We start from the raw sequence: 11,461 nt of genomic DNA on the forward strand, positions 1-11,461 counted from the left end.
ATGCTATACTGAAAAGGACTTTGTTAATATAAGTTAAGATCAAGGGGGTATGGGATGGATCTGCGTCATTTGAGATATTTCGTCGCGGTTGCGGAGAACGAGCTTGTGACAAGGGCTGCGCAGCGCCTGCGCGTGTCGCAACCGCCGCTGAGCAGGGCCATTCGGGAATTCGAAAGCGAGTTGGGCGTCGACCTGTTCCGGAGACAGAAGCAGCGCTTGACTTTGACGGCCGTCGGCGCGGTGCTGTTGGATGACGCGAAGGCTATCCTCAGTCGGGTCAACGGCTTCAAGCAGCGGGCCCAGTCGCTGTCATCCGGAGAGCAGGGCCGCATCCGGGTCGGATACGTCGATGGAGCTATGCAAGGAGGCCTCCTGTCGAAGCACCTGCGGGAACTGCGCGCGCGCTGCCCGTCGCTCGCCGTAGATCTCGTACCGCTCAATAGCGAGCTGCAGCTAAAGGCGCTCGCGGATGGAGTGATCGATGCCGGGATCGTCTACACGCCACGCTCTGAAAGCGATGATGTTGTGGTTCACAAGCTGCTGGCGGATCGCCAGCTACTAGCACTGCCGGTGGACGACAGGCTGGCGGGGAAGCGGCGGATCCGGCCGCCTGATCTGGACGGGGCGGCATGGGTCGTGGTGCCTCGGGAAGAGGACCCCAACTGGCAGGCCCGGTTTGCCCAACGATGTGCCAGCGCCGGCTTTCGGCCCGAAGTCCGTTACGAAGTGTCTCAGCTTTCGGCGATGCTTGGGCTGGTCGAGGCCGGTGTGGGCCGAGGCTTCGTTCCTGCGAGCGCCACGCGGGCGGAAGTACCCGGCGTCAAATTCCGATCCTTGTCGTGGTGGACCCATACCGTCGATTTCTGGCTCGCTTGGCGGAAGCAGACTCCCCCTCCAGCCGTTCGACAGCTATTGCTCGCCAATGGAATCTCGGCGGATTGAATGATTTTCCAAGCGCGCCTTGTTGTCCGCAACGCAGTGGTTTTATTTTGCATCGCGAATATCGTAGCGCTTCAAATCGGCCACCCATTCTTTGCAATTTGGATTGGACCATACCCATTCCCTATGAGTTTGGTGGTATTCTGCTTTTTATGCCATGATACTGATTTATATTAAAATGAAGTTTGGACTATTTTTCCCCGGGCCACCAAAGGCATAGTTATCGTTCATTCGGCCCAGGTCGTTAGCAAAAATTGGCCTACTGACCCACTACCCCTGGAGCAGGGGAACTTGCTTCCTGCGGTGAAATACGGGAACAAAGATGATCGACTGAGGGATTGATTCGGGAGCTTGTGAATGCGCGGGGTGCAAGAGGCTTTGGCTGCACTGATCCTGACCGGTTCCATCACTTCCGCCCTCGCCGACAACAGTTCTCCCTTCATCTATTTTGCAACCGAAGATCCTTTCGCTGCCGGTCAACCGGCGAAGAACGACGTCTATTTTTTTGGCGGCGTTTTTGCGACAGGGTCATTTGGGAACACGATCAACGTCTTCGACGCCGACTATACGAACAACTACATGGTCGGAGCTGCTTACGGCCGCGACTTTGCCGATATTGGCGCTGGTTTCGTTCTTGGCGGCGTGACCGGAGCCGCCATAAGGTTTGGCGAGGACGACGACACGTCAGGAGAGGTTTGGGCCGGGGTTAGGGTTCGTCACCAGGGCCTTGTCATCGGCGATCTGGCGATTGCGCCAGCACTGACGGCCGGTTTGAGTGCCGTTACCGGCACCACCGAGATCGAACGCGAACGCGAAATCTATTACGATGGCGACGCATCTTTCCTTGGTTTCATCGGGGCGGAGCTTTCTTTCAGGCTAAGGCAAGCTCCCAACGTCGAGCTCGTCTATCAACTCCACCACAGATCCGGCGCCGGTGGTACATTTGGAAATATGGGAGAGGGCTCCAACGCGAATACTGTTGGGGTTCGTTATCGCTTCTAGCTGACGCCTGAGCGCCGCGACACTCTGAACCGACGCACCTTCACAGCCGTCAACCCAATCCATTGTGGCTTAGTGGCGTGCAAGCGCTCGACGGCAAATGCGATCGCGTCTCGCACCCTCCAGCAAGCCATCCAACAGCGACCTGGCTTACGGTGGCTCGCGATCGGCTGTCGGCACATCTGCTTGGGCGGTCGTCGTTGCTACTCGGGGAGAGTCGACGCTCGAACCGACCATGCTCCAACAACGCGCGGTGTCAGTCCGCCTCGACAGATCATGCCGTCACTTCGCTGTTTGATCCAACACCAACCTCAACGCGTCCATTCCAGCCTGTCGCGCAGAATGCCCCATGCGAGCAAGACGTTCGGCGCATAGCGGACCACGTTATGGAACGACATCGGCGATGGTGGCGCGAAGGGAAGCGGCAGGTCGACGGCGTCTGTCCCGTTCGCCCACTCGCCTAATGCTTTGCCCGTCGCCGTGGTCATGGCGATGCCTCTGCCGTTGCAGGCAAAGCCCGCGAGCAGTCCGGGGCCGACATTGATGAGGCGCGGCAGGAAGTCGGGTTCCACGGCCGCGATCCCGGACCAGGCATATTCCAGCGGTGGGATGTCGGGCAACTCGAGATGGGTGGCGAGCCGCCGCCAGATTGCCTTCGGGACCCGCGTGTCGGCGCCTGCACCGACGACGTGCATGCCGCCGCTGATCAGCCTGTTTTCGCGGTCGAATCGGAAGGTCAAGAGGTTGCGTCTGGTGTCGCCCACGCCTTGTCCGCCTGGCAGCAGGCGGCTGCGTATCCCGAGTGGCAGCGGCGCCGTGGCGATCTGGAAGATCCTGAGCGGGAAATAGGTCCTGTCGAGGACAGGATTGAGTCCGGCGCCATAGGCGTTTGTGGCGATCAATACCTTTCCTGCCCGCATCGATCCCGATGGCGTCTTCAACACCCAGCCTTGCGTGGCCTGCTCTATCGCGGTGACGCGGCTGTGCTCGAAGATGCGGGCCCCGCACTTTTCGGCGGCGTCCGCAAGGCCGCGCGCATAGGCGACAGGATCGAGCACGCCGCCGGAGCGGTCCATCCAGCCACCGACATAGCCGCGGATGCCGGTGAGCTCTTGGACGGAAACGCTGTCCAACGTGACGGCCGGCCTGCCGCGGTCGGCCCATTGGCCGGCGCGTGACTTCACCTTTTCGAAGGCGGCGGCCGAATGCGCCGGCTGGATCCAGCCGTTCTGCACCGCGTCGCAATCGATCCGATGTCGCTCGATGAGATCGAAAACCAGGTCGGCGCTGGCGGCGGCGAAGTCGATCAGGCGCTCGCCGCGCTCCGGCCCGAGGTGCGCGAGGATGGTGGACGGGTCCATCTTGGCGAAGTTCGGCACGACGAAGCCGGCATTGCGGCCGGTCGCGCCCCAAGCGATGATCTCGGCTTCGAGGATGGCGACGGAGATGCCTTTCTCGGCCGCGTGGAGCGCTGTCGAAAGGCCGGTGAAGCCAGCGCCGACGATCGCGAGGTCGACGTCGAGACGGCCTTCGAGCGGCGGTCGGTCGCGCCGGCTGCGAGCGACGGCGTGCCAGAGAGAAAGGCTCTGCGCTTCCGGCAAGTTGGCTCGGCTCATGGGCCGCGGCTCTCGGGTGCCGCGGAGGGGGCGGCCTTGGCGGCGCGCAGGCGGCGCGGCCTGTCGCCGAACAGGCCACTCGGCCTGACCAGCAGGATGACGCACAGCATCACGCCGATGGCGACGATCTGCAGGGCGGCGGCGCGCGCCTGCTGCTCGGGCGAGAACAGCATGCTGGTCAGCGCTCCGGAGCCCGCCCAGATCGCCCAGACCAGCACGCTGCCGGCGACCGCACCGATGTTGCTTCCGGAACCGCCGACGATCAGCATGACCCAGACTTGGAAAGTCAGGATCGGCAGATAGTTGTCAGGCGCGATGAAGCCGATGAAGTGCGCCTGCAGCGCTCCGGCAAGCGCCATGATGGCACCGCCCACCGCGAAGGCCTGCACGCGGTAGAAGCGCGCGCTCTTGCCCAGCGAGACCGCCGCGCGTTCGTCCTCGCGCAGCGCCTTCAGCACCCGGCCCCATGGGCTGCGCGAGAGATGTTCCAGCGCAAGGTATGCGGCTAGCGTCACAGCCAGGACGATCGCGAGATTCGACAGATTGAAGAGCAGCGGTGTTTCGGCAAGGCCGCCGAACGGGCGTGGAATGAAGCCGATGCCGAAAGGTCCGCCAGTCAGCGGCTGCGCATTGAGCGCAACCAGTTGCACCACCACCGCGACGCCAAAGGTGGTGATGGCCAGGTAATCCGACCTTAGGCGCAGCGTGGCGTAGCCGGTAAGGGCCGCAGCCAGGCCACCGACCACCATCGCGCCCAGCCAGCCGATCAGGATCGGCAGGCCGAAGCCGCCGAGCCGCGCGGGATCGTCGGGCGTGGTCAACAGCGCGGATGTGTAGGCGCCGATGGCCACGAATCCGGCAAGCCCGACATTGAACAGTCCGGTCAGGCCCCATTGCAGGTTCAGCCCCAGCGTGATCAGCGAAAAGATCAGCGCGGCGGTCAGAAAGAAGGCGGCGTAGCCGATCAGGTCCATCATCTTTCCCTCACGCCGAAGAGCCCGATCGGCCGCACGAACAGCACCGCCATCAGGATGATGAAGGAAACCGCAGCGCGCCATTCGGCGCCGACCAATTGCACCGCGCCGGCCTCGGCGAGACCAATGATCAAGCCGCCAAGCACGGCGCCCGGGATGCTGCCGATGCCGCCAAGGATGGCGGCGGCGAACATCGGCAGCAAGATGTCGAATCCCATGAAGGGGCGGATCTGGACGAGGATGCCGATCATCACGCCGGCGACGCAGGCGAGCGCCGCGCCGACGATCCAGGTGACACGCACGACGCTGGCGACGTCGATGCCGACGACACGGGCAAGGGCCGGGTTCTGGCTCATGGCCTGCATGGAGCGACCGGTCTGGGTACGTGTCGTCAAAAGATGCACCCCAAGCACCAGCACGGCGGTCAGCAGCAACAACGCGATTTGATCCGGGGTGATGCGGATGCCGAGGCCGACCGGCATGGCGATCTGGATGGCGCGGCTGAAATAGGTTGGGCGCGAGGTGAAGATGAATTCGAGCAGGCTTCTGAGTGCCATCGAGGCGCCGAAGCTGCCCATCACCACAATGATCGCCTGCTCCTGCCTGCGCAGCCGTGCGAAGAGCACCTTGTCGAGCAGCAGCGCCAGCAGAGCGGTGAAAGCCATGCCGATCACCAGCGCGACGATGAGCGGCCAGCCGAAGGATAGCGGCGCGATCGGCGCCACCTTGCCAAACAGCGCGCCGATAGCGCTGACGGCAGCCAATGTCGCATAGGTGCCCCAGGCCATGAAATCGCCATGGGCGAAGTTCGAAAAGCGCAGAATGGAATAGGTCAGCGTCACGCCGATGGCGCCGAGGCCGATCATCGAGCCGGTTAGCAGGCCGTCGACGACGAATTGCAGGCTCATGCCGCGCCTCCCGCTTCCCGCTTGAGCGGCCGCTGGCCGAGATAAAGCTCGGCGACGACCGGATCGTCCCACAGCGTCGAGGCCACGCCCTCATGCCGATCCTTGCCTTCGACCAGCACATAGGCGCGGTCGCCGATGGCAAGCGCTGCCTTGGCGTTCTGCTCGACCAGCAGGATGGTGACGCCGGATTTGCGGATAGCGGAAAGCATCTCGAACACCATCGACACGAATTTCGGCGACAGCCCGGCCGACGGCTCATCGAGCACAAGCACCTTGGGGTGGACGATCAGCGCCCGCGCCACGGCCAGCATCTGGCGCTGGCCGCCGGAGAGGTTGCCGGCGGCGCTCCGCTTCTGGCGCGCGAGGTCCGGAAACATCGCATACATCTCCTCGATGCGAGCGGGCGCCTGGCGCCGTTCGAGGATGCCGCCCGCGACCTTCAGATTGTCCTCCACCGACATCAGCGGAAAGACGTTCTCGGTCTGCGGCACGAAAGCGAGGCCGAGGTGAACCATTGTGTGGGCGGGCGCCGCGGTGACGTCCTTGCCATCGAGCAGCACCTTGCCCCGGCTGATCGGGACAAGGCCGGCGATGGCCTTGATCAGGCTCGACTTGCCGGCGCCATTCGGCCCGAGGACGACGACGATCTCGCCCTTGTTGACGATGATCGAGGCGCCGCGCACGATCGGCACGCCCGGCTCATAGCCGGCTTCGAGATCGCGGACGTCAAGCACGGCTTCGTTCATGCCGTACCCCCGAGATAGGCCTCGATGACGCGCGGGTCGCGCGCCACCTCGTCAGCGGTGCCCTCGCAGATGAGCTCGCCGCTCGCCATCACCAGAACGCGGTGGCAAAGCCGCGTCACCATGTCGATGTTGTGCTCGATCAAAAGGAAGGTGATACCGCTTTTGTTGATGTCGCGGATACGGTCGATGATGACCTCGAGCAGCGTGGCATTGACGCCGGCCGCTGGCTCGTCGAGCAGGATGATCGCCGGATCGGCCATCATCACGCGGGCGAGCTCGAGCAGCTTGCGCTGCCCGCCGGAAAGCACCCGCGCAGGCTGATGCGCCAGTCGTGACAACGAGACGAGCTCCAGCAACTCGACGGCTTTCTTCGCTGCGGCTTTCTCCTCGCCGGCGACCCGCCACGGCGTGATGAAATTGGCAAGCAGCCGCTCGCCGGTCTGCCCTTGCGCGGCAAGCATGACGTTCTCGATCAGCGTGAGGTTAGGGAGCGGCCGGGGGATCTGGAAAGTGCGCCCGAGGCCGCGTCCGATGCGCAGATGCGCGGCCTCGCCCGACACCAGCGTGCCGTTGAGACGGATCTCGCCGCTGGTCGGCAGAATGCTGCCAGCCAGAAGGTCGAACATGGTCGTCTTGCCGGCGCCGTTAGGGCCGATCAGGCCGAGGATCTCGCCCGGCCTAACCTCGAACGACACATTGTTGACCGCTACGAGGCCGCCGAAGCGCCTGGTGACGTTGGTTGCTGTCAGAACCGCAGCATGGGTCTCCGCCCCATGCTGTCTCGCCGTCTCGTTCATCAGTCCCTCTGGCGGAAAGCGATCAATGCCGCTTCCCATTTATTTTGATATGTGATCACACTTGCTTTGATCACGCTATTCGGCTTTACTTTCTTCTGCAAGGCCGAAAAACGGCCCGACCCACCCCCAAAGGGTCGAGATTGGGAACGCCATGCAGAAGGCCGCTATCGAGCGCAGCAACAACGAGGTGATCGCCGCGCAGCTCGCGCCGGTCGGCCGCGAGACCGTGCAGGATCGTGTCTATTCCGAATTGCGCCGCGCTCTGATCGGCGGCCTGTTCGAGCCAAGCCAGGTGCTGACCATTCGCGGCCTCGCCGACGCGCTGGTCACTTCGACCATGCCGGTGCGCGAGGCGCTCGGACGGCTGATCACGGAAAAGGCGCTTGAGGCGCTGCCCAACCGCTCGGTGCGCGTGCCGCCGATCACGCTCGAGCGCATCGACGACCTGCTGCGTGCCCGCATCCTGATCGAGGGTGAGGCGATTTCGCTCGCGGCCTCGCGCATGGGGTCGCGCCAGATTGCGACGGTCGAAGGTCTGTTGCGCGAATGGGACGAGATCCGGGCGCTGAAGCACAAGAAGGACGTCGACCGCGAGGTGACGCTCAACCAGAGCTTCCATTTCGAGATTTATCGCGCCTGCGGGTCGGCGGTGTTGATCCCGATGATCGAAAGCCTCTGGCTACAATCGGGGCCATGCATCCGTGTCGCCATCTACGCATTTTCGGAAGCCGGCGAGGTCGACACCGCACACTATCACCGAAGCATCGTCGCAGCGCTCGCGGTGCAGGACGCCCGGGCAGCGCGCGAGGCGCTGGTCGCCGACATCAGCCGACCCTTTGCCTTCCTGCGCGACAAGCTGAAATCCGCTGCCGGGACGCAGGCGACATGACGAGACGCGCCATAAAAATCAGCGAGCCGCGTTCCGGCCTGTCCGCGACCGCGCTGCTGCTGACGGAAAAGGCGCCCGAGAACGCCGCCTTCCTGTGGGCTTACCTGGCAGAGCCGCGTATCGTCGCCGGCATCCACGCGATGTGGACAGGTCCGGAGATTTCCTGCCCTGTGCCGCCGGCGCATCTCGATGGACAGAGCTACGCCGGGCCGCTTCCGGCCGAGAATGCGACCCTGACGCCGCAGCCCGGCGACGTGGTGCTCTCCTACGTGCCGCCGTTTATGTGGGGCGGCAATCCGAACGCGATTTTCGACATCGGACTGTTTTACGGACAGGGCGCGCGCCTCTTCTTTCCGATCGGCTGGCTGGCCGGAAGCGTGGTCGCGCAGGTGCCGCCCGAGCAGCGCGAGCCGCTTGCGGCCGCCTGCGGCATCGTTCGACGCAACGGCGCATGCGACGTCACCTTCACCCGGGCGGAGATCTGAGATGCCGGAACGAGACGACAGTTTCGAGCTCTTCGACCTCCGCGTCGAGGCGGTCATTCCCGAGGGCAAGCCGATCTATTGCGGCGCCAGGGCCGGCGACTATTTCGAGCTCAAGGGCGAGATGCTGTCGTTGCCGGCGGGGCAGGGATTCTCGATCTATTCGATCGCGGCCGTGCTGCCGCTGCTGGCGGCCAAGCAGCGCCCGACGCACAAGAACGACTGGATGACGTCGGACGCCGAAATCGCCTGTCCCGACCCGAACTGCGCCAGCCGGCTCAGAATCGTCAGGGTGGCCAAGCGGCGATTCAGCCATGGCGAAACGACGGCGGTGCCGCTGCCGGAGGAGACGGAGCGCAAATGACCGGCAAGACCTTCGACCTCACCTCTGGCTATACCATCTCGCGCGTCATTCGCGGCGGCTGGCAGCTGGCCGGTGGCCACGGCGCAATCGACCGCGAACAGGCGGTCATCGACCTGATCGCCACCTTTGACGCCGGCATCTTCACCTATGACTGCGCCGATATCTACACGGGCGTCGAGGAACTGTTTGGCGCCGCGCGCCTGCGGCTGGCCGGCGAACGCGGTCTTGATGTCGCCGCCAGAATGAAGGTTCACACCAAGCTGGTGCCCGACCTCGAACGTCTGGCCACCGTCAGCCGCGACTACATAAGGGGCATCGTAGACCAGTCGCTGCTCAGGCTGAAGACCGAGCGCATCAACCTCGTCCAGTTCCACTGGTGGGACTATGCGCAGCCTCGGTATGTTGAGGCCATGGCCTGGCTGGACGAACTGCGCCGCGAGGGCAAGGTGCACAATCTCGGCACCACCAATTTCGACACGCCGCGGCTTGCCGAGATCCTGGCGGCAGGCATTCCGCTCGTCAGTCAGCAGCTGCAATATTCTGTACTCGACCAGCGCCCGGCCCGAGGCCTTGCCTCGCTGGCGAAACAGCATGGCATGCATTTCCTTTGCTACGGTACCGTCGCCGGCGGCTTCCTCAGCGATCGATGGCTCGGCGCTGCCGAACCGGCGACGCCGCTCGAAAACCGCTCGCTGATCAAGTACAAGCTGATCATCGACGATTTCGGTGGCTGGGAGCTGTTCCAGCAATTGCTGCGTGCATTGAAGACGGTCGGCGACCGACACGGCGTCGACATCGCCACCATCGCCAGCGCCTGGGTGCTGGAACAGCCGCGGGTCGCAGCCGTCATCGTCGGCGCCCGCAACCAGGCGCATGCGCTTGCCAATGCCAGAATCATGGACGTCGCGCTGTCGGCCGAGGATCGCGCGGCGATCGGCGCTGTGATCGCTGAAAGCCCGGGCCTCGAAGGCGACGTCTACACGCTGGAGCGCGACCGCCACGGCCGCCACGGCTCGATCATGCACTACAATTTGAACGCAGGCCGGGTATGAGCGGCATGGATCCATCATTGGTTTCCCGCGCCAGCGCCGAGGTGGTCGACCTGCACCGCTTCTTCGTCGACTGGTTCGACAAAAGGCTTTGCGACACGGCTGATTTCGGTCGCTTCGAACGCGTCCTCGGGGAGGGCTTCTCCATGGTCGTGCCGAGCGGCCAGATGCTCGATCGCGCCGCGGTGCTCGGCCATGTGAAGGCAAGCCGCGGAACGTTCGACGGCGACTTCGCCATTTCGATCGAGGACATCCGGCCGGGATGGCAGTCCGGCGACGTCATCGTCCTCACCTATGTCGAGGCGCAGCAGCGCGCCGGCCAGGCGAGCCGGCGACGGTCCAGCGCCGTCTTCACCCCCAATTCATCGGCGCCCAGAGGCGTCGAATGGCGGCATCTGCATGAGACCTGGCTGCAGGTGCCGGAGGCTGAACAGGCAAGAACGAAAACAAGAGTCGAGTAACCAAAGGGGAACAGCAATGCGCAAAACGATATTCCAGATCACCACCGCGCTCGGCCTGCTTATGGCGGCCGGCGCGGCGCATGCAGCCGACTGCAAGATCACCGTCGGCCTGGTCATGGAGCTGACCGGTCCGGCCGGCGAATATGGCCAGGCGGGCGCCAAATCGGTCGAGATGGCATTCCGCGACATCAATGCCGCGGGCGGCGTGGGCGGCTGCGATCTCGCGACCGACACGCGCGACAGCCAGAGCCAGGGCAACGTGGCGGTCGACGCCGCGACCCAGCTCGTGCAGGTCAAGAAGGTGCCGGTGATCATCGGCGGCATCATCTCGTCGGTGTCGATCCCGATCCTGACTTCGGTCACCGCCCCGGCCAAGATCGTCCAGGTGTCGCCCGCGTCGTCCTCGCCGACTCTGACCGCGCTCGGCCGCGACGGCAAGACCAACGGCATCTTCTTCCGCACCATCACCTCCGATGCGCTGCAAGGTGTGGCCGCCGCCAAATACGCTATCGACAAGGGCTTCAAGAAGCTCTCGATCATCCATGTCAACAACGACTTCGGCGTCAACATGGTGGCCGAGTTCTCGCGCGCCTATAAGGCGCTCGGCGGCACCATCGTCTCCGATACGCCCTACAACGAGAAGCAGTCGAGCTATGCCTCGGAAGTCACGGCGGCGATGGCGGGCGAACCGGACGGGCTCTATCTCGTCAGCACGCCGGTCGACGGCGCCACGGTTGCCCGCACTTGGATATCGCAGGGCGGCGTGCAGAAGTTCCTGCTCAATGACGGCATGAACAGCCCCGATTTCATCGACTCCGTCGGCGCCGACTATCTCAGGGATGCCTACGGCACCTCTTCCGGCACCAGCCCGACCGCGTCGACCGACTATTTCAACAAGAACTACAAGGAATTCTCCGGCATCGAGCCGTCGAACCCGGCCGCCGATCGTTCCTATGACGCTGGCGCCATCGTCGGGCTGGCGATCGCCATCGCCGGCTCCGGAGATCCGGCCAAGATCAAGGACGCCATGTACAAGGCGGTCGATCCGGCAGGCACGCCGATCTATGCGGGCAAGCAGGAATTCGCCAAGGCGCTCGGCCTGATTAAGGACGGCAAGCCGATCCGCTATGAAGGCGTCATCGGTCCGGTCTCCTTCGACAAGTTTGGCGACATCACCGGCCCGTTCCGTCTGTGGAAGATCGTCGACGGCAAGGTGACGACGGACGGCGAGATGACC

Annotated in this window: 13 protein-coding genes; 8 read left to right on the forward strand and 5 right to left on the reverse strand. The window is 63.9% G+C overall.

Annotated features, from left to right (window positions below):
- The first annotated feature begins 54 nt into the window (after positions 1-54).
- Together F3H96_RS25960 and F3H96_RS25965 are read left to right on the forward strand one after the other, a co-directional pair.
- A complete protein-coding gene (locus F3H96_RS25960) occupies positions 55-942 on the forward strand; it encodes a LysR family transcriptional regulator (RefSeq protein WP_149804515.1) in 888 nt (295 codons plus the stop codon).
- A gap of 354 nt (positions 943-1,296) precedes the next feature.
- Positions 1,297-1,941 (forward strand): hypothetical protein, encoded by a 645-nt coding sequence (locus tag F3H96_RS25965; protein ID WP_149804516.1) that lies wholly within the window; start codon positions 1,297-1,299, stop codon positions 1,939-1,941.
- A gap of 308 nt (positions 1,942-2,249) precedes the next feature.
- Here F3H96_RS25965 and F3H96_RS25970 read toward each other — a convergent pair whose 3' ends face one another.
- From F3H96_RS25970 to F3H96_RS25990, 5 genes are read right to left on the reverse strand one after another with little or no spacing between them, the layout of a single operon-like run.
- Positions 2,250-3,554: an FAD-dependent oxidoreductase gene (locus F3H96_RS25970; RefSeq protein ID WP_149804517.1), complete on the reverse strand. Its 1,305-nt coding sequence runs from the start codon at positions 3,552-3,554 to the stop codon at positions 2,250-2,252.
- On the reverse strand, positions 3,551-4,531 hold the full coding sequence (locus tag F3H96_RS25975) for a branched-chain amino acid ABC transporter permease (RefSeq protein ID WP_188131537.1): 981 nt from the start codon (positions 4,529-4,531) through the stop codon (positions 3,551-3,553). The genes F3H96_RS25970 and F3H96_RS25975 overlap by 4 nt, the downstream gene beginning before the upstream one ends.
- Complete coding sequence (locus tag F3H96_RS25980; protein ID WP_149804518.1) at positions 4,528-5,436, reverse strand: branched-chain amino acid ABC transporter permease; 909 nt, start codon at positions 5,434-5,436, stop codon at positions 4,528-4,530. The genes F3H96_RS25975 and F3H96_RS25980 overlap by 4 nt, the downstream gene beginning before the upstream one ends.
- Positions 5,433-6,182, reverse strand: coding sequence for an ABC transporter ATP-binding protein (locus tag F3H96_RS25985; protein WP_149804519.1), 750 nt, complete (start codon positions 6,180-6,182; stop codon positions 5,433-5,435). Before F3H96_RS25985 ends, F3H96_RS25980 begins: the two co-directional genes overlap by 4 nt.
- On the reverse strand, positions 6,179-6,979 hold the full coding sequence (locus F3H96_RS25990) for an ABC transporter ATP-binding protein (RefSeq protein WP_149804520.1): 801 nt from the start codon (positions 6,977-6,979) through the stop codon (positions 6,179-6,181). The genes F3H96_RS25985 and F3H96_RS25990 overlap by 4 nt, the downstream gene beginning before the upstream one ends.
- A gap of 151 nt (positions 6,980-7,130) precedes the next feature.
- On the opposite strand from F3H96_RS25990, the gene F3H96_RS25995 reads away from it, so the two are divergent.
- The 6 genes from F3H96_RS25995 to F3H96_RS26020 form a co-directional block, all read left to right on the forward strand.
- On the forward strand, positions 7,131-7,868 hold the full coding sequence (locus tag F3H96_RS25995; RefSeq protein WP_149804521.1) for a GntR family transcriptional regulator: 738 nt from the start codon (positions 7,131-7,133) through the stop codon (positions 7,866-7,868).
- Entirely contained in the window at positions 7,865-8,353 is a 489-nt protein-coding gene (locus F3H96_RS26000) for a DUF3830 family protein (protein ID WP_149804522.1), read from the forward strand. Before F3H96_RS25995 ends, F3H96_RS26000 begins: the two co-directional genes overlap by 4 nt.
- A gap of 1 nt (position 8,354) precedes the next feature.
- Positions 8,355-8,714, forward strand: coding sequence for a TIGR04076 family protein (locus tag F3H96_RS26005; RefSeq protein WP_149804523.1), 360 nt, complete (start codon positions 8,355-8,357; stop codon positions 8,712-8,714).
- Positions 8,711-9,766 (forward strand): aldo/keto reductase, encoded by a 1,056-nt coding sequence (locus F3H96_RS26010; protein WP_149804524.1) that lies wholly within the window; start codon positions 8,711-8,713, stop codon positions 9,764-9,766. Before F3H96_RS26005 ends, F3H96_RS26010 begins: the two co-directional genes overlap by 4 nt.
- 5 nt (positions 9,767-9,771) lie before the next feature.
- Positions 9,772-10,224 carry a DUF4440 domain-containing protein gene (locus F3H96_RS26015; protein WP_348530089.1) on the forward strand — a complete coding sequence of 151 codons (453 nt, stop codon included), beginning with the start codon at positions 9,772-9,774 and terminating at the stop codon, positions 10,222-10,224.
- A gap of 16 nt (positions 10,225-10,240) precedes the next feature.
- The coding region (locus F3H96_RS26020; RefSeq protein ID WP_149804526.1) for an ABC transporter substrate-binding protein at positions 10,241-11,461 on the forward strand (1,221 nt) is incomplete at its 3' end.

Origin of the sequence: Mesorhizobium sp. NFR06 (genome assembly GCF_900115245.1) — a bacterium.
In the GTDB taxonomy this organism is placed as follows: domain Bacteria; phylum Pseudomonadota; class Alphaproteobacteria; order Rhizobiales; family Rhizobiaceae; genus Mesorhizobium.